At 63.4% G+C, this 17,474-nt stretch carries 19 protein-coding genes; 9 read left to right on the top strand and 10 right to left on the bottom strand.

Annotated features, from left to right (window positions below; translation table 11 throughout):
• Window positions 1-22 precede the first annotated feature (22 nt).
• Entirely contained in the window at window positions 23-703 is a 681-nt protein-coding gene (locus tag SAZ10_RS21495; protein WP_318611411.1) for an SGNH/GDSL hydrolase family protein, read from the top strand.
• A gap of 5 nt (window positions 704-708) precedes the next feature.
• On the opposite strand, the gene SAZ10_RS21490 is transcribed toward SAZ10_RS21495, so the two are convergent.
• Window positions 709-1,728: a hypothetical protein gene (locus SAZ10_RS21490; protein WP_318611410.1), complete on the bottom strand. Its 1,020-nt coding sequence runs from the start codon at window positions 1,726-1,728 to the stop codon at window positions 709-711.
• Between the two features lie 136 nt (window positions 1,729-1,864).
• On the opposite strand from SAZ10_RS21490, the gene SAZ10_RS21485 reads away from it, so the two are divergent.
• Entirely contained in the window at window positions 1,865-2,908 is a 1,044-nt protein-coding gene (locus SAZ10_RS21485) for a helix-turn-helix domain-containing protein (RefSeq protein ID WP_318611409.1), read from the top strand.
• 197 nt (window positions 2,909-3,105) lie between these two features.
• Entirely contained in the window at window positions 3,106-3,399 is a 294-nt protein-coding gene (locus tag SAZ10_RS21480; protein WP_318611408.1) for a hypothetical protein, read from the top strand.
• Window positions 3,400-3,480: 81 nt separating this feature from the next.
• On the opposite strand, the gene SAZ10_RS21475 is transcribed toward SAZ10_RS21480, so the two are convergent.
• Together SAZ10_RS21475 and SAZ10_RS21470 are read right to left on the bottom strand one after the other, a co-directional pair.
• Window positions 3,481-4,836, bottom strand: coding sequence for a metallophosphoesterase family protein (locus SAZ10_RS21475; protein WP_412535264.1), 1,356 nt, complete (start codon window positions 4,834-4,836; stop codon window positions 3,481-3,483).
• Between the two features lie 87 nt (window positions 4,837-4,923).
• Window positions 4,924-5,376, bottom strand: a complete 453-nt coding sequence (locus SAZ10_RS21470) for a MarR family winged helix-turn-helix transcriptional regulator (RefSeq protein WP_318611407.1) — start codon at window positions 5,374-5,376, stop codon at window positions 4,924-4,926.
• A 73-nt stretch (window positions 5,377-5,449) separates the two neighbouring features.
• On the opposite strand from SAZ10_RS21470, the gene SAZ10_RS21465 reads away from it, so the two are divergent.
• Window positions 5,450-5,896, top strand: a complete 447-nt coding sequence (locus SAZ10_RS21465; protein WP_318611406.1) for a VOC family protein — start codon at window positions 5,450-5,452, stop codon at window positions 5,894-5,896.
• A 149-nt stretch (window positions 5,897-6,045) separates the two neighbouring features.
• Here the strand turns inward: SAZ10_RS21465 and SAZ10_RS21460 are convergent, their stop codons facing one another.
• On the bottom strand, window positions 6,046-6,879 hold the full coding sequence (locus SAZ10_RS21460) for a helix-turn-helix transcriptional regulator (protein WP_318611405.1): 834 nt from the start codon (window positions 6,877-6,879) through the stop codon (window positions 6,046-6,048).
• Between the two features lie 92 nt (window positions 6,880-6,971).
• Between SAZ10_RS21460 and SAZ10_RS21455 the strand changes: the two genes are divergently transcribed.
• Window positions 6,972-7,865: an SDR family oxidoreductase gene (locus SAZ10_RS21455; RefSeq protein WP_318611404.1), complete on the top strand. Its 894-nt coding sequence runs from the start codon at window positions 6,972-6,974 to the stop codon at window positions 7,863-7,865.
• Window positions 7,866-8,131: 266 nt separating this feature from the next.
• On the opposite strand, the gene SAZ10_RS21450 is transcribed toward SAZ10_RS21455, so the two are convergent.
• Together SAZ10_RS21450 and SAZ10_RS21445 are read right to left on the bottom strand one after the other, a co-directional pair.
• Window positions 8,132-9,115, bottom strand: coding sequence for an NADP-dependent oxidoreductase (locus SAZ10_RS21450; RefSeq protein ID WP_318611403.1), 984 nt, complete (start codon window positions 9,113-9,115; stop codon window positions 8,132-8,134).
• Window positions 9,116-9,153: 38 nt separating this feature from the next.
• Complete coding sequence (locus SAZ10_RS21445) at window positions 9,154-9,582, bottom strand: cupin domain-containing protein (RefSeq protein ID WP_318611402.1); 429 nt, start codon at window positions 9,580-9,582, stop codon at window positions 9,154-9,156.
• Between the two features lie 217 nt (window positions 9,583-9,799).
• Here SAZ10_RS21445 and SAZ10_RS21440 point away from each other — a divergent pair, with 217 nt between their 5' ends.
• Both SAZ10_RS21440 and SAZ10_RS21435 read left to right on the top strand, forming a co-directional pair.
• Complete coding sequence (locus SAZ10_RS21440) at window positions 9,800-10,720, top strand: LysR family transcriptional regulator (protein ID WP_318611401.1); 921 nt, start codon at window positions 9,800-9,802, stop codon at window positions 10,718-10,720.
• A gap of 177 nt (window positions 10,721-10,897) precedes the next feature.
• The gene (locus SAZ10_RS21435) at window positions 10,898-12,433 is read left to right on the top strand and encodes an FAD-dependent oxidoreductase (protein ID WP_318611399.1); all 1,536 of its coding nucleotides are present in this window, start codon (window positions 10,898-10,900) and stop codon (window positions 12,431-12,433) included.
• Window positions 12,434-12,476: 43 nt separating this feature from the next.
• Here SAZ10_RS21435 and SAZ10_RS21430 read toward each other — a convergent pair whose 3' ends face one another.
• Window positions 12,477-13,277 carry a helix-turn-helix transcriptional regulator gene (locus tag SAZ10_RS21430; RefSeq protein ID WP_318611397.1) on the bottom strand — a complete coding sequence of 267 codons (801 nt, stop codon included), beginning with the start codon at window positions 13,275-13,277 and terminating at the stop codon, window positions 12,477-12,479.
• A 94-nt stretch (window positions 13,278-13,371) separates the two neighbouring features.
• On the opposite strand from SAZ10_RS21430, the gene SAZ10_RS21425 reads away from it, so the two are divergent.
• Together SAZ10_RS21425 and SAZ10_RS21420 are read left to right on the top strand one after the other, a co-directional pair.
• On the top strand, window positions 13,372-14,292 hold the full coding sequence (locus tag SAZ10_RS21425) for a DMT family transporter (protein ID WP_318611396.1): 921 nt from the start codon (window positions 13,372-13,374) through the stop codon (window positions 14,290-14,292).
• Window positions 14,289-15,191 (top strand): ATP-binding protein, encoded by a 903-nt coding sequence (locus SAZ10_RS21420; protein WP_412535263.1) that lies wholly within the window; start codon window positions 14,289-14,291, stop codon window positions 15,189-15,191. Before SAZ10_RS21425 ends, SAZ10_RS21420 begins: the two co-directional genes overlap by 4 nt.
• Window positions 15,192-15,350: 159 nt before the next feature.
• Here the strand turns inward: SAZ10_RS21420 and SAZ10_RS21415 are convergent, their stop codons facing one another.
• Genes SAZ10_RS21415 through SAZ10_RS21405 form a run of 3 tightly spaced genes read right to left on the bottom strand, consistent with a single transcriptional unit; the run spans window position 15,351 to window position 17,472 of the window.
• Window positions 15,351-16,127, bottom strand: a complete 777-nt coding sequence (locus SAZ10_RS21415; RefSeq protein ID WP_318611395.1) for a hydroxymethylpyrimidine/phosphomethylpyrimidine kinase — start codon at window positions 16,125-16,127, stop codon at window positions 15,351-15,353.
• Entirely contained in the window at window positions 16,097-16,702 is a 606-nt protein-coding gene (locus SAZ10_RS21410; protein ID WP_318611394.1) for a thiamine phosphate synthase, read from the bottom strand. Before SAZ10_RS21410 ends, SAZ10_RS21415 begins: the two co-directional genes overlap by 31 nt.
• Window positions 16,699-17,472, bottom strand: coding sequence for a thiazole synthase (locus SAZ10_RS21405; RefSeq protein WP_318611393.1), 774 nt, complete (start codon window positions 17,470-17,472; stop codon window positions 16,699-16,701). The genes SAZ10_RS21410 and SAZ10_RS21405 overlap by 4 nt, the downstream gene beginning before the upstream one ends.
• Window positions 17,473-17,474 lie beyond the last annotated feature (2 nt).

Here is a 17,474-nt window from a genome sequence, read left to right as displayed (position 1 = left end):
AATCCCTATCGAGGAGGAGTCGATGTCTGAAAGAAGGTCCATATTGTGCTTTGGCGACTCGCTGACCTGGGGCTGGATCCCGGTCGAGGAGGGCTCGCCGACGCGCCGCTATCCTTTCGAGCAGCGCTGGACCGGCGCGATGGCTACGCATCTCGGCGACGGCTATCATATCGTCGAGGAGGGGCTCAGTGCCCGCACCACGAGCGCCGACGATCCCAACGATGCGCGGCTGAACGGAAGCCAGTATCTGCCGACGGCGATCGCCAGCCATCTGCCGCTCGATCTCGTCATCATCATGCTGGGTACGAACGATACCAAGCCGTTCTTCAACCGCACGCCCTACGACATCGCCTATGGCATGGCCAAGCTGGTGGGGCAGGTGCTGACCGGCGGTGGCGGCATCGGCACGCCCTATCCGGCGCCCAAATGTCTTGTCGTCGCGCCCCCACCGCTCACCCCCATGCCGCATCCGTACTTCCAGGGAATGTTCGGGGGCGGCCATGAGAAGTCGGCTCAGCTCGGACAGCAATATCGGGCAATGGCAGATTTCCTGAAGGTGGATTTCCTCAACGCGGGTGACTTCATCACCACGGACGGATGCGATGGGATCCACTTCACGGCCCAGAACAACCTCGATCTCGGCAAGGCCATCGCCGCCAAGGTGCAGGAGATTTTCGCGCGCGATCAGCTTGCGGCGGCGTAGGGGTTTCAAAGCTTCATGAACGCCGCAATTCGTTCGACGATTTTCTCATGGATCGCCGCGCGGTTCGCTCCTGCCGGGTCGTCGCAGACCGGATCGTCATGCTCTTCCGCCAGCCGCTCGCGGGCGCCTGGCTTGCAGAGGGCAAGGAAAGTGAAATGGTTTGCCGGGGCGGCCGTCGCGTATTCCACATGGGGGAGGCGGCCGACCAGGTTGCTGCCTCGGGCGCTTACATCGCCGGCCATCCAGCGTTCATCCCCGCCGAGATTGATCAGGAGAACGGGTAGGGCCATGGCGGCGATGCTGGTCTCCGTGATCGCGTAGCTGAACCCCGGATCGACCGCGATTGCGCCGGCGATGCGCGGATCGCGCATCTTCCCTTCGAAGGCGTCGGGCAAGTTGGCGAGATCGACGCCACCCTTGGTCATGAAGATGCAGTCGGGCGCCTCCTTGCCGAAGCGGGCGCAATAGTCGCGATAGAGATCGCGGTCCATCTGGGCGCCCGCGAGGTTCAAGGCCGTGGCGCCGCCAAGCGAAAAGCCGAGTGAGACGATCCGCGACCGGTCGACATGAGGGCCGAAAGCCGGGTCGGCGAGGATCTGATCGAGCGCGGCCTTGAGATCAGCGGCGCGCTCGGTGAGACGGATCGAGCGGCGCGGCGAGGAATCGCCCGACGTGCTGCCGGGATGGTTGACGGCCAGCACCATCGCGCCACGGATTGCCAGCCTCGAGCACAGCCAGGAGAGGCTGTCCATGTTCCCACCAGAGCCATGAGACAGGAGGACGAGCGGGAAGCGCCCTTCGGCGATGGCGGCGCCCACATAGGCTGAGCTTCCCTCGAACACCGCATTGTCGCCGATGAGGCCGCGATAGGTCGGCGTCCCGACCGGATACCAGACCGAGGCGGCGACCGGTGCGGCGCGGTGCGGTGCGGCGACCTCGAATCTGTCATAACCTGCGATCGGATCGGCGGCGGCAGCCGAGGCGAGGCCGATGGCGGCTAGGGCGAGCAGGACTGTGCGTTTCATTCGGGTGGCTCCTTTAGGGATCGAACGCCACAGCGATGACGCCGCTCGCAGCCACTCGCGTCCTCGAACCGGTTTCAGGACGCGCCGGGCGCGATTTGGAACGATTGCTTACAAACGGATTGTCCAGGGGTGGACCATGCTCACATTGCCGATCCCCATGATCGTCGCGCTCGTGCTCGGATTTCTGCTCGTCCGCTCGTGGCTGAAGAAGGATCGGTCGTCGCTCTTCCTGGGCCTGCTGGCGAGCTGCGCCCTGCAAGGGGTCGTGATCTCGCTTGTCCAGCACTACGGCTTGGCAGCGCTCCGCCCGCTCCAGCCGGTGACGGCCACGATCATTCCGCCGCTCGCCTGGGTCACCTTCCAGGCGACGGCGATCCGCGCAGCGGATGCGCGCCGAGATTTCGCACATTTCGCGGCTCCGGCCTTCACCGCGTTTTGCGTTGCCTTCGCGCCTGTCACCCTCGACCTGGTGGTGCCGGCGGTCTTCCTGACCTACGGCGTCCTGCTCCTTCATGCTCTCCGACCGGGCGCCGATGGGCTCCCGCTCACTCGGCTTGAGGCAGGCGACCTGCCTGGCCTCGTCTGGCGCGGTATTGCCTTTGCCCTTATGCTGTCGGCATTCAGCGACGGGCTCATCGCGCTCGCCCTGGCCACAGGACGCGCCTGGCTGCAGCCCTGGATCATCAGCCTGTTCTCCTCGTTCTGGCTGCTGTGCATCGGCGGGCTCAGCCTGTCGCAGAGCCTCGGAGAGATCGAAGCCGATTTGCCCCATGCACGCGTGGTCTCGGCAGACGATATTCAGTCGGATACGGAACTCATGGCGCAGTTGAACCGGCTCCTTGCCGGGGGCGAGCTCTATCTCGACCCCGGCCTCACACTAGCGCGGCTCGCGAAGCGGCTCCATGTGCCCGTCAAGCGGCTCTCAGCCGCCATCAACCGGGCGAGCGGCGAGAACGTCTCGCGCTTCATCAACGGCTTCCGAATCCGGCGCGCCTGCGAACGTCTCGAAGCGGGCGACACGGTGACGACGGCCATGCTGGAGAGCGGCTTCAACACGAAATCCAATTTCAACCGGGAATTCCTGCGCGTTACCGGATGCACACCGAGCACCTGGCTTCAAAAGGGTAGAGCTGATCTGGCGCTCACCAGGTCTGCCGAAAGCCGTCTGCTTTCAGATTGACGCGGCTCCTCACCGCGCGGGTGTTGCGCAGGGGGACAGTTTACTTTTTGCCGCCAGCGCCACCTCGGTGAACATCGCGGCCTTTCTGCGGCAAAAAGTAAACTGTCCCCGGCACTTGCCCAATGTCGTCCGATGCACGCTACCCGTCGGCCACTGACGCGGGTATCATCGGGCTTCACTCTTCGCGAGGTTCGGAAATGGATCTGCAGGCGTTCAAAGATTCGATTGCGAAACCACAGCCGCCGGCCGGGTTGAGTTCGGCGCTGCAAGCGCTGTGGTGGGATGCAAAGGGAGATTGGGACAAGGCGCACGAGCACGCGCAGGAGCGCGACGATGCGGCGGGCATGCACGTGCACGCCTACCTCCATCGCAAGGAAGGCGATCAATCCAATGCTGGATATTGGTATCGCCGCGCCGGCGTCGCTCCGTCCAACCTAATGCTCGATGCGGAATGGGAAGAACTGGCGCGCAAATTCCTGGCTGAAGGCTGAAACCTGCCGCACAACTTGGAATCCTGGCGGCGAAATCTGACGCGCTACCCGATCGGGAAGCAGTCCTTCAACGCGCAGCCGTCATCTCTCCGTTCCCGAGATTTGGATGCTCAATGAAGCGCCTCTGAATCGACGATCCCCTGTGCCGTGTTGCCCATGACCGATGCTCCACTGCTGCGGCCACGAGAGCTGCTCCAATCCCCTTGCCGTCGCAGAGTTGAAGGACGACCAGCGGGCGTTGCCGTGGGAACGGTAGAGCACTCCGCCGGGTCCCATATCCGGGCAGAAAGCGACGTGGATATCGAAATCGTCGCCGGGGGGAAGATCAGGTCCGAGCCAATAGGAGGGGCTGCGGCCCGGATCTCGTCCGACGATCAGCGTCAGGGTTTGCTTCGGGCCCCGAAGACCGAGCCAGAGCGCAGCGATCGAGCCTGGTGTAAATGCGGAAAAGATCGTCTGCGCCGATGCGAAATCCGTCGTGGGTGCCCGTCCTTTCAATCTCAGTTCAATGGCGCGGCCACTCTGCAAAATTCCACTGAAGGGCGCTTCAGTTTCTCCGAGCGGCAGTTGCCGCCACCGGTCGGCATTGGGCAATGGCCATTCCAGGCGCTCCCTCACGACACCTTCGGCATCGAGCACCTGATAACGCAGGCCCTGCTCGTCAAGCGCCGCCTGGACGCAATGGAGGTACTCGATGCCTTCCGGCATCCGATGTGCCGTTCCCGCGCCTGCGGTGCAGATTTGCAGGACCCCGCGATGGACCTGCACGTCGAAAGCGAGAATGTGGCTGCACAGGTAAGCAAGCACGTTCTCCCGCACCAGGATATCCCAGAACGGTTCGGCATATTCGTGACCGATCTCACGCTGGTATGGGCCGGAAAAGCCGTTGACGGGAAACACCGGATGATGGCCGAGCACCAGTTTGTGCCCGGCATCGCTCTGCTCCTTCAGCGTGGCTTCCAGCCACTCGGTCTCGACATGGCCCTCACCGCCGAGGCCACTCCAGAGCGTGTTGACGAACACCATCAGAAGGTCGTTGCGCCGCACGAAATAGCAAAGGCCGGTCTGTGCCGGCGGCCCATTGTCCGGCAGGTCGAGGACCTCACGAAAGATGGCCTCGCTCATCGCATCACAGGTCGTGTGGTTGCCCGTCGTGTGCCAGATGGGCGTAGTCGCGCGATCGAGCCATGCCATCTCTGTGTCGAACCAATATCGCCACTGCGCCCGCAGCGCATCCGCGTCCGGCGTCAGCCCGATGATCTCGTCACCCGGAAACAGGATGAATTCGGGCTGTGGCTCGAGACGCCTGACGACCGCATTCACCGAGGCAAAGGTCTTTGCATGCAATGCGCCCGGCACCCCCGAACAGGAGTCGCCATAAAGAAGAAACTGATGGCCTTCTCCACGCGGGAGAAGAGCAGGGATGGAATTGTCCACGTCGTTCAGGCCCCATCACCCCATTGATCGGCCCGAAGAATGGCAATTTGCCTGAAGGGGGGCAATGGATCGAAACGATGCCGCCGGTCACGGCTGAAGCCGGCTCAGCAGGTTCAGTTCCGAGCGTAGGTGATCCGGGTCTGACAGCGCGGCTTCGATCCGAGCGTGCACATGCTTCCAGATCGGCGCTGCCTCGACCAGAACGGCACGCCCGGCTGGCGTCAATCGCAGGAGCCGTACACGTTTGTCCTTCGGGTCGGTTTCCGTCGCGACGAGACCGCGACGCTCCAACGGCTTGAGATTGGCGGTGAGCGTCGTCCTGTCCATGGCCAGCAATGCCGCGACGCTGCCGAGGCTCGGCGGCTCTGGCCGATTGAGCGACATGAGAAGCGAGAACTGACCGCTGGTGATCCCTATGGGCGCAAGTGCTACGTCGAAGCGGCGCGCCAGTGCACGCGCCGCCCGCTGTGCGTGCAGGCACAGGCAGTTGTCACGCACGTGAAGTGTGGTTTCGAAGGCAAGCTCGGCAGGCCGGTCCATCTGACAGGTTGACATCCGGGGATGGTTACGTTGATATCAACATTATTCGTGGGCGTCAATTGAGGAGACGAGAATGAAGATCGTGACCAGCTTGAGCTTCCGGGGGCAGTGCCGCGAGGCCTTCGAGTTTTACGCCAGGGTTTTGGGCGGAGAGATCAAGATGGCCATGTCCTATGGCGATGCGCCTCCGGACATGCCGATCTCGGACGAGAAGTACAAGAACTGGCTGATGCACTGCTGGCTTCAGGTCGGCGACCAGGCGCTGATGGGCGCCGACATGGACGTCGGGTGGGCCCCGAACGTAGACAAGCCCAAGAACGGCTTCGATGTTACCCTGCACACCGAGAACAAGGCCGAGGCCCAGCGTTGGTTCGATCAACTCTCCGAAGGTGGCAAGACAATCATGCCGTTCGCCGAGACCTTCTGGTCGCCCGGGTTCGGCTCTTTGATCGACAAGTTTGGCGTTCCGTGGATGATCAATGTCAATCCGGCGGCTGACGCGAGGCCGACGCAGAGCTGACGCCGCGGGCTAGCAGCGCAGCTCAAGAGCGGCGTGCGTTCAAGTTGGATCGCCACGCCGCTCTATCTCTTTGTGCATCGCATTTGTCCGAAAACCGCGACGCACATTTCGGTTCAATGCTCCAGGCCGTTATGGGCACCTGCGCTGTGCTACGGCTGGCTCATGAGCGACTTGATCCGTTCGGCATCCTCTGGCGTCGCCGGATTGTAGACCACCATCGCCAGGTCCGTTCGGCCGTCGACCGCAAAGGCCGAATATTCGAAGGCGAGCGGACCGAGAACAGGGTGGCGGATGTGCTTGACGGCCTCGTGCCGGCCGGCGTGCACATCGTTGTCGTGCCACATCGCTTTGAACTCCGGGCTGAGCCGGCAGAGTTCGTCGACGAGGGGCTCCACCTCCGCCGCGGCGCCGGCACGGGCCGCATCTACCCTGAACGTGCCAAGTGCGAAGCGCGCCACGCTCTCCCAGTCATATTGGGCAGCGCGAGCGCGCGGATCGAGAAAAATATAACGCAGGATGTTGCGCTCTTCCGGCGGCAACGATCCATAGTCCATCAGCATCGCGGTGGCCGCTCGGTTCCAGGCAAGCACATCCCATGTCGCGGTCCGGATCACGGCCGGGATGGGGTCGAGCGCATCGAGCACGCGCTGCAAACGCGGCGTCACACTGTCGTTCTTCAGGTAGCGCGCTTCAGGCGGACGGCCAAGGCCCAGAAGGAACAGGTGTTCGCGCTCAACTTCGGTCAGCATCAGGGCGCGGGCGATGCGGTCGAGCACGTCGGCCGAGGGCGCTCCGCCCCGTCCCTGTTCGAGCCATGTGTACCAGGTGGGGCTGATGTTGGCGCGCTGCGCCACCTCCTCGCGCCTGAGGCCGGAGGTGCGGCGCCGCTCCGCGGGAAAGCCGAAGGCAGCCGGGTCGAGCTTCATGCGCCGGTCCCTCAGATAGGTCCCGAGCGAGTTCGCAGTGGCAAGAACGTCGGTCATCCTGTTAGCGATCTTAATATGATAATCTCACTACTTTACCAGGATAATGCATGAGGCCAGATGTGTCTCCAATCAAATTGGAGACTTTGCTCATGCGTGTATTTGTGACCGGCGCCACCGGAAACATCGGCCAAAACGTCGTCAAAGAGCTGATCGCCGCGGGGCATCAGGTGATCGGCCTCTATCGCTCGGAAGAGAAAGCCGCGGCTCTGGCGGCCGCCGGTGCAGAAATCTATCGAGGTTCGATCGCCGATCCGGACAGCCTGAGGGAAGGGGCCGCGCGCTCGGATGGCGTCATCCACCTCGCCTTCAACCACGACTTTTCGCGGTTCGTGCAGAACTGCGAGGACGATCGGCGTGTCATCGCAGCCCTCGGCTCGGTTCTTGCCGGCTCCAATCGCCCGCTGGTCATAACCTCCGGGACGCCCATCGCGAACACTGTTCCCGGCGAACCGGCCAAGGAAGACAACCCGATCATAGGCGCCGACGTGCATCCCCGCGCCGCGTCAGAAGAGGCTGCTGCCGCCGTCGCCGCGAAGGGGGTCAACGTGTCGGTGGTGCGCCTGCCTCAGGTTCACGATCCTGTCATGCAGGGTCTGATCACGCCGGCGATCCAGATGTATCGCGAGAAGGGCGTGTGCGCCTATATCGGGGGCGGACTCAACCGCTGGCCGGCGGCCCATGTTCTCGACGTAGCACGCCTCTACAGGCTGGTGATCGAGAAAGCCGAGCCGAACGCTAAATACCATGCGGTTGCGGAGCAGGGCGTACCGATGCGCCATATCGCGGAAGCCATCGGTCGACGGCTGAGCCTGCCGGCGAAATCCATCGCGCCGGAAGAAGCTCAGCACTTTTTCGGCTGGCTCGGCATGTTGGCCGGCAGCGACATGCCCGCATCAAGCGAGCAGACGCGCAAGAAGCTCGGATGGCAGCCGTCCGGGCCAGGGCTGATCGCCGATCTTGAACGGCTGCAGATCGCAGCTTGAGACGTTTCACACTGCGCATGAATGAAATGCCGCGGGAAGCATTTGGAATGCTCGGCCAGATGCACCCGGTGGCCGCCTTCCAGCCAGGGAGGTTGCCGAGTTTGCCGCCTTTCTGTTCGAGTTGACGCAGCCCCTCACCCTCACCCTCTCCCCGTGAAAAACGGGGAGAGGGGATTCTGAGACGTTGCCGCCCCCCTCTCCCCGTCCTTACGGAGAGAGGGTAAGGGTGAGAGGTAGCGCCTGCTTCAGCGATTTGCAGGAGCCCTCTAGCGGCCTACTTGCAGGACGATCTTGCCACGAGGATGCGGACGCGTGCCCTCGAGCATCTCATGAGCGGAGCGTGCTGCGGCGAGCGGCAGCACGGTGCCGACGCTCGGGGTGAGCCGATTTGCGTCGATCGCCGCTGTGATCTTTTCAAGCCGCGTGGTCGTCACCTCGACAAGAAAGAACAGCGCACGCACCCCGCGTGCCTTCGCCCGTTCCTGGTCGGGCTGCGACACGGCGGACACCAGCACGCCGCCCTTCTTCAGGACCGCGAAGGAACGCTGCTGCGTCTCCCCGCCGACGAGGTCGATTACCGCGTCGAGATCGCCAGCCTTGTCCTCGAAGCGCTCGGCGCGAAAGTTGATCACCTCGTCGGCGCCGAGGCTGCGGACATAGGTACTGTCCTCACCGCTTGCGGTGGCAATGACATGCAGCCCGGCACGATGCGCAAGCTGGACGGCATGGGCGCCGACATTGCCCGCGGCGCCATGGATGAGAACGCTCTGGCCCGTTTGCAGCCCGGCGTGGTCGAACAGCGCCTGCATGGCGGTGACGGCGATCACCGGTAGCGAAGCCGCCTCGACATCGTCCAGTCGAGCGGGTTTGCGCGCGATCATACCAGCGGAGGCGATCGCATATTCTGCATAGGCGCCGATGAAACGCGGGTTGGTGACGCCATAGACATGGTCGCCGGGCGCGAAGGCAGTCACATCCGGCCCGACAGCCGCGACGATGCCCGACAGGTCGGAGCCGAGTGTGAGCGGCAGCGGCTGCGGCAGCGCGCTCTTGCCGGCGCGGATCCAGCCGTCCCACGGGCCGACACCGGCAGCTTTGACCTGCACCAGAACCTCGCCTGCTGCCGGCGGGGTGAGTTCGACGTCTTCGAGCGTGATGACCTCCGGTGCGCCGTAATTGTGGATGCGCGCAGCCTTGGCGAATGCCGGGATGCCGGTGACGGCTGGCGTGGTTGTCGTTGAGGTGTTCATGATGGTTACCCCTGCTGTCTGGCGTTTCGGGATGGGACTTATTTGCCGGGCATGGTGAGCGTGGCACCGTCATCGGCGATGAAGACGGCAAGCAGGCTGGCAGGCTCGGTCTCGCTGGCATTGGCTGTGACGAGGTGCACGCTGCCCGGCGGCTCGAAGAAGCTTTCGCCGGCCTTGTATTCGCGCGCCGGGCCCGTTGCGGAATTCTCGGAACGGATCGTGCCGGTGAGCACATAGGCATAGACGCTGCCGGCATGGTGGTGCACCGGCGAGGAAGCGCCCGGCGCGAAATTGACCACGATTGCCGTCAGGCTCTTGCCCGGCACATTGGGAAGCGGCGTCGAGAAAGCCGGACTTTCCTGGCCAGCCTTAGAGGCGTCGCCCCAGGTCGGGCTGGCGAGACCGATCACCGAGGAAAGGGCCGTTGCTACAACAAGGCCGGCGATTTTGGCGAGCTGTGTGTTCATGATGATTCCCCAGGTTTCAAATTGCGGGTTCACGACAAAGTAGTTCGGGGGCCGACACCCATCTTCAAGATGGCCGGCCGTTTTGAGTGCCAGCGTAACGATCAGGGCGAAGACGAGAGCGGCCGTCAGTCCATGGATGGAAGATGCGGCATCCCGGTCGTTGTGATAATCGACGAAAAATCGGAAGGATCATCAGGTCAGACCGGATAATCGTTCCATGGATCGCCTCACCAGCCTCACCGTGTTCGGCTGCGTGGTGGAAAGCGGCGGCTTCTCGGCGGCGGCGCGCCGGCTGAACATGTCCGTCACCATGGTGAGCAGTCACGTTCAGGCGCTGGAGGAGCGCCTTGGAGTTCGGCTCCTCAACCGCACGACGCGGAAGGTCAGCCTCACGGATATCGGCCGCGCCTATTATGAGCGTTCCAGCCGCATATTGGCGGATCTCGACGAGGCAGACCGTATTGCCGGCGCGCTGCACGCCACCCCGCGCGGTACGCTAAAGATCGATGCCGGCACTCATATCGTGCGCTTCCTGTCGCCGGTGATGGCGGAATTCCTCGACCTTTATCCGGCGGTGTCGTTGGAATTGACCATGGGAGAGAAGATGGTCGACCTCATCGAGGACGGCTATGATCTTGCCATTCGCGCAACGCCGCCGCCGAATTCGACGCTCGTCGTGCGGCGCCTGACGCCGTGGCGGCACATTCTTTGCTGCGCGCCCGCCTACCGCGACAGCCACCCGGCGCCGGCGAGCCTTTCAGACCTCGCCCACCACAACTGCCTGCGCTACGCCTTCTACCCCTATGGCGACGAGTGGAGATTCGAGAATGCCGAGGGCCAGCAGGTCTCGGTCAGAGTCTCCGGCAATGTCGTGGCCAACAGCGCCGATGTACTCAGGGCAATGGCGCTCGCCGGCAAGGGCATCTTTCTCGCGCCGAGCTTCATGGTGGCGGAGGACGTAGCGGCCGGAACGCTGGTGCGTCTGTTGCCGGGGCACCGTCCTGTCGAGTTCGCCATCAACGCCATCTATCCGCACAAGCACAACCTCTCGACCAAGGTGCGCAGCTTCATCGACCTCGTGGCGGAACGCTTTGCCGACCACCGCCGCTGGATGGTCGACCAGGGCGCCGTCGACTGAGCGGTCCCGCTGAGCGCGTGCTCGTCATAAAAATTTGCACGCGACTGCCGCTTGGATTCGTTGCAGGATGTCCGGAATGGCGAGAAACTGCCGTTGAATTCCGATGCTCCCCAAAAGGAATTCCCGCTTCTCGACCGCAAAGGCTCTTCCGTACCGGGAACGCCGACGGAGAAGGCAATGGCCCAAGATCAAAGCAAGCCGATAGGACCGGATCTGACGCAAGGCATCGCGCTTGGCGACCTTCCTGACGGCGGCAAGCTGGTCGGCCGATGCGGCGACGAACAGGTGCTTCTTGTGCGCCGTGGAACCGAGCTGTTCGCAGTCAGCGCGACATGCACGCATTATAGCGGGCCGGTCGGCGACGGCCTTGTCGTGGACGATACCGTCCGCTGCCCTTGGCATCACGCGTGCTTCGATCTGCGAACAGGCGAAGCGCTGCGCGCTCCCGCCTTCAATCCTCTCGCCACCTGGGCCGTCGAGCAGCGAGATGGCCGGATATTCGTCGGCGAGAAGCTCAAAAGGGCGGCTCCAAAACCGCGCTCCGGGGCCCCTGGCCAGTTGCCTGAGAAAATCGTCATCATAGGCGGCGGCGCGGCGGGGTTCGCAGCGGCCGAAATGCTGCGGCGGGAACAGTTTCGAGGCAGCATCGTCATGGTCAGCGACGACCAGACGCCGCCCGTTGACCGGCCGAACCTATCCAAGGACTACCTTGCCGGAAAAGCTCCGGAGGAATGGATCCCGCTCCGTGGGGAGAAATTCTATTCCAAGAACAACATCGACCTGCATCTCAAGACGGAAGCTGTGCAAATCGACGCCCGCTCGCGGCAGGTTGTCCTCGCGGATCGGAGCAGGATTCCTTATGACAGGCTTCTGCTTGCAACCGGGGCGGAACCCGTCCGTCTGTCCATCACCGGCGCAGACCAGCCGCACGTCCACCCATTGCGCTCGTTTGCAGACTGCAAGGCGATCATTGCACGGGCCGCCACCGCGCGTCGCGCAATCGTGCTTGGCGCCAGTTTCATCGGGCTCGAGGTTGCCGCGGCTCTGCGTGCGCGCGATATCGACGTCCATGTCGTGGCGCCGGAAAAGCGGCCCATGGAGCGTGTCCTGGGCCCGCAGATGGGCGAGTTCATCCGCGCCCTGCATGAAGAACATGGCGTCGTATTCCACCTGGAGGAAACTGCGACCAGCATTGACGGCGGGAATGTGAAACTCAGCGGCGGCAGCACTTTGGCGGCCGATTTCGTCGTTGTCGGCATTGGTGTGCGGCCGCGCACCGGGCTTGCCGAAGCAGCAGGGCTGGCCGTTGACCGCGGTGTCGCCGTCGACGCCTTCCTGGAAACGAGCGAGCCGGGGATTTTCGCCGCCGGCGACATCGCGCGGTGGCCCGATCCTCACAGCGGCCAGAACATCCGGGTTGAGCATTGGGTGGTTGCCGAAAGGCAGGGACAGACCGCGGCGCTCAACATGCTCGGACATGGCGAGAAATTCGACACTGTCCCGTTCTTTTGGAGCCAGCATTACGACCTCCCGATCAACTATGTCGGATATGCCGAACGTTGGGACGAGATCGTAGTCGAGGGCGACATCGCCGCCAGAGACTGCCTGCTGCGGTTCAGGAGCAAAGGGCGCACGCTGGCTGTCGCCTCGATCTTCCGGGATGTCGGAAGCCTCGAAGCCGAAGTGGCGATGGAGCGTGCATTGCCTGTGTAAACTTTGGGACCAGGTTTCTTCCTGCAGGTCCGCTGCCTGTCGACTAGAGTTGCAAGCGGATGCTGCCTGTAGATTGGTAGAACTCGGACGGCGGCTTTCCGAAATGACGCCGGAACATCGCGGTGAACGCGCTCTGGCTGGCATAGCCGCAGTCGAAGGCCACATCGATGACGCGCTTACCGGCCGCCAGCCCCTGAAGAGCAAACAGAAGCCGAGCCTGTTCACGCCATTGCGCGAAGGTCATGCCTGTCTCCTTGACGAAGAGCCGATGGACGGTCCTGGCCGTCACATTTAGGCGCTTTGCCCATTCACCAGCGGTCGAGACATCGGAAGGGTGTTCATTGATCGCCTCGCAGATGAGCTTGACGCGCAGGTCGCGTGGCGTCGGAAGGTGCAGCGGCAATACATCCGATACCTGCACCTCGTCAGCAAGCAGACGCATGAGGCGATCATCGCGGCTGCCGTCCTGATAATCGAGCGGTATCCGAACCGCCGCGACGATCAGTTCGCGCAGGAGCGGCGATACCTCGATGACACAGCTTCTCGTCGGCAGGTGGTGGACCGCCGTCGCATCTATGAAGACGGTTCTGATCTTGACCGCGCCCGACATCTTCACATCATGCTTCAGCCCGGCCACCAGCCATAGCGCCCGGTTCGGCGGGACGATCCAGTATCCTTCCGCCGACCGCACGATCATCACGCCTGCGATCGCGTAGAGGAGCTGACCGCGTGGATGGACATGCCAACCCGTCGAGGCTCCATCCGGGTAATCGACTTCCATCGCAGCCATGGCGCGCGGCGTGTCGTGAAACTCCAGGTGCTTCCGGGTGAGATCGCTCGTCATGTCCCAAACTCTACAGCATGGGTCATCTTAGAGCGATACCGACGAACCATTGAACGGTACTCGTGCTTGTCAACGCAACGATACGAATGCCGCAATGAAGTCCAAGCTCGCCTACCTGTTTCCCTTCTTCGCCATCGTCCTCTGGTCCGGCAACGTGATCGTTTCCAGACTATCCGCCCGCACCATCGGGCCGGAGGCGATCACCTTCTATCGTCTGCTGCTCGCGGTCTTGCTGATGAGCACCTTCGTCGCCGTTCCCGCCTGGCGAAACCGCTCCGTCATCTGGCCGCATCTCGGGCTGTTCCTCATTCTCGGCTTTCTGGCAATGTGCCTGTTCCAAAGCCTGTCTTATCTGGCGGCCGAAACCACCACAGCCACGAACATGGCCGTGATCACTGCGCTGACGCCGCTGCTAACGGTGGCGTTGAGCGCGGTCCTGCTGAACGACACGCCGACCGTCGGCATGGTCGGCGGCGGCATCCTGTCGCTCGTCGGGCTGGTCTATCTGATCAGCGCGGGCGATCCCGCGGCGCTGGTGCGCGACGGGGTGCATCTCGGCGATCCGCTGATGTTGCTGGCGGCGATCGTCTATGCGCTTTACGGTGTGCTGCTGAAGCGCTGGAACCTGCCGGTCACGGGCTGGCAATCGACCTACATGCAGGCCCTCTGCGCGCTCGTCATCATGTTTCCCGCCTTCCTCGCGACGCCTGCACCGATGCGGGCGCTGAACGCCGAAACCTTGCCGCTCATCGCCTATGCCGGCGGGCTGGCCTCGGTCATCCTGCCGTTCCTGTGGGTCCGCGGCGTCCATATCCTCGGGCCGAACCGCTGCGCGCTGTTCATGTATCTGCTGCCGGTCCTGACCGCTCTTGCAGCGATCGTCCTGCTGGGAGAGCCGGTGCGGGCCTATCATGTGATTGGGGGCGGGACCGCACTGGCTGGTGTCGCCTGTGCCGAGATATTGCGCCGGCCGTTGCGCCGCAGCGCTGCCGTCAGACCCGACGTCGTCAAATGATGAAGATCGAGGGCACGACGACCGAACATGGCAATCGGGACGTACTGCTGCGGATCGCGGAGGCTTTGGAGCGCCTGGCGCCGCCGGTTCGTCCGTCCGGTCTCGAAGAGATCGCCGAAGGCTATCTGTGGCTGCCGGGCGAAACGCGATTGAAACCCGTTTCCCACATATCCCGGATCGACATTGAGCTTCTCAAACGCGTGGACAGCCAGCGGGAAACCCTGCTCGACAACACGCGGCGTTTTGCGCGCGGCGAACCGGCGAACAACGCGCTGTTGTGGGGCGCACGCGGCGCGGGGAAATCGTCCCTCGTCAAGGCGGTCCACGCCGCGATAAATCAGGAGCGTCCAAAGGAGCACACTCCAGTTGCACTGGTGGAGATCCAGCGAGAAGACATCGGGACGCTACCGGAATTGCTGGCATTGCTCGAAGGCGAAAGGAAGCGGCGGTTCATCCTGTTCTGTGACGATCTTTCGTTCGACGCGGGCGATCCCGCCTACAAGTCCCTGAAGACCGTGCTCGACGGCGGCATCGCCGGACGGCCGGAGAACGTGATTTTCTACGCTACGTCGAACCGGCGGCACATCCTCGCCCGCGACATGATCGAGAACGAGCAGGCTACGGCGCTCAACCCGGGCGAGGCGGTTGAAGAGAAGGTATCGCTCTCGGATCGGTTCGGGCTGTGGTTGGGCTTCCACAACATTGATCAGGACGGCTATCTCGACATGGTACTCGGCTATGCCGAACATCTTCGCCTTCCCATCGAAGCAGAGGAATTGAAACGTCGCGCGCTGGAATGGGCCATGCAACGCGGCTCCAGTTCGGGGAGAACCGCTTGGCAGTTCATTCAAAGCTTGCCTGCGAAACCGTCAAAACCAGAGAATGCACGGCTGAACTGACCTGAGCGACACAGTAGAGGGCAATCGGCGGGGTGTATTCGAACCGCTATGTCGCGACAGTTTCGCTGCTTCCGGCGCGAGCGGCGGTGCGGCAGAAGTTCTTCCGCTGATGTCTGAGAGCGGCGCCTTTCCAAGAGGGATTCTGCTGGGAATGGAAAATCAAACGGTGCAGTCGAGTCTTTCGAGAACATATTGCTTGGCCTTGCGTACGCTTGCGTCCAGTGACTGACCGAGCGCGAGGCCGGCGGCGATGGCGCTGGAGAGCATGCAGCCAGTGCCACGCATTTCTCGCGCGAGGCGCGGCGCGGCAAAGCGAAGGGCAGGGCGGCCTGGCTGCAGCAACATGTCGATGGCCTCCGCGCCGGCTGCGTGGCCGCCTTTGACGAGTACAGCCGTCCCGGCGGCCCGCGACAATTCCTCGCCCTGACGGCAGGCGGTCGCTTCGTCGGTTGCCATCGTCGACCCGGTCAGTCCTGCCAGTTCCATCAGGTTCGGCGTGAGGAGCCGGCAGAGCGGCATGAGATCATGGCGCAATGCGTCGATGGCTCCTTCCGCAATCAGCGGCCGACCGGAAGAGGAGACGAGGACGGGGTCCAGCACCACTGGGATGTCCGCCCGATCGCGCAGGATCGACACGACTGCAGCTATCGCCTCGTCCGTGCCGAGCATTCCGATCTTGACCGCCTTCACGTCGTCGGCGCCAAGCGCGGCACGCATCTGATCGGCGATCAAACTGGCCGGCATAGGTTGGATCCGGCTGACGGACGAATGGGTCTGAACTGTGACGGCCGTCACCGCAAAGGCTGACCTGAAGCCGTGCGCGGCTATCGTCTCGATGTCGCGGCTCAAGCCGGCCCCGCCGCTGGAATCGGTTCCCGCGATGACCAGCACGTGCGGCTCAGCGTTCATCGCCAGGGCGCCGTCGCTTCCAGCCATTCACGCGTGCGCGCTTCCGGATCGGCGTTGCGGGTTATGTCGGTTACCACCGCGGCGCTGTCGGCGCCGTGCGCGAACACGCCGGCAAGCCGATCCGGATTGAGGCCGCCGATCGCCACCAGTGGCAGCGGCGCAACAAGCCTCTTCCATTCGGTGATGCGCTCCAGCCCTTGCGGCGCCCATCTCATCTTCTTCAGGATGGTGGGATAGACCGGGCCGAGGGCCACGTAGTCCGGCGCGGCGTCGAGCGCGGTTGCAAGCTCGCCGTGGTCGTGCGTAGAGAGGCCCAGTCTGACGCCCGCGAAATGGATCGCCGCGATATCGGCATGGGCCAGGTCTTCCTGGCCGAGATGGACGAAGTCACAGCCCTCATCGAGGGCGAGCCGCCAGTAGTCGTTGATGACGAGGGTGCAGCCGAAACGGGCGCAGATCGACTTTGCCCCGCGAATTTCGGCGCGCAACGCCCGTCTTTCCATGTTCTTGATGCGCAGTTGCACGAGCTTCACGCCGAGCGGCACCAGCCGCGCGATCCAATCGACGCTGTCGACGATCGGATAAAACGGATCGAGCTTCACGAGAACACCGCTTTGCCGATCGTGGGCGTGGACGGGACGGCCATGTCGCGCGGCTCCAGAATGCCGGCCTGCCAGGCGAGCCGGCCGGCCTCGATGGCCTTTGCGAAGGCGACCGCCATGGCGGGCGGGTCGCCAGCCTGGGCGACAGCCGTGTTGAGGAGCACGGCGTCATAGCCGAGCTCCATTACCGTCGCCGCGTGGGACGGCCGGCCGATGCCGGCATCGACGATCAGCGGCACGTCGGGGAAATGGCCGCGCAGGGAGCGCAGCGCGTCGATGTTGAGGGGTCCCTTTGCCGACCCGATCGGCGCACACCATGGCATCAGCACCTGGCAGCCGGCATCGAGGAGACGCTCGGCGACGACGAGGTCGTCCGTCGTATAGGGGAAGACGGCAAAGCCGTCCCCGCTCAGGATCCGCGCTGCCTTTACGAGCTCGAACACGTCGGGCTGCAAAGTATCGTGATTGCCGATCACCTCGAGCTTGATCCAGTTGGTGCCGAACACGTCGCGTGCCATGTGGGCCGTCATGACGGCGTCTTTTACCGAATGGCAGCCGGCGGTGTTGGGGAGCACCGCAGTGCCAAGCGATTGGACGAGGGACCAGAATTGCCCTCCGTTCTTGCCGCCCGCGCTCTCACGGCGGAGCGAAACCGTGAGGACGGACGCGCCTGATGTTCTCACCGCTTCGCCGAGAACGGCCGGCGAGGGATAATGGGCGGTGCCGAGCAGCAGGCGCGAGGGAAGCTCCTTGCCGTAGAGGGTGAGCATGA

The sequence above is a fragment of the Mesorhizobium sp. BAC0120 genome, from assembly GCF_033542235.1.
Lineage (GTDB): Bacteria > Pseudomonadota > Alphaproteobacteria > Rhizobiales > Rhizobiaceae > JAWRCU01.
The sequence above is the reverse complement of the archived record's forward strand: the minus strand, read 5'-3'. Positions and strand labels throughout refer to the sequence as shown.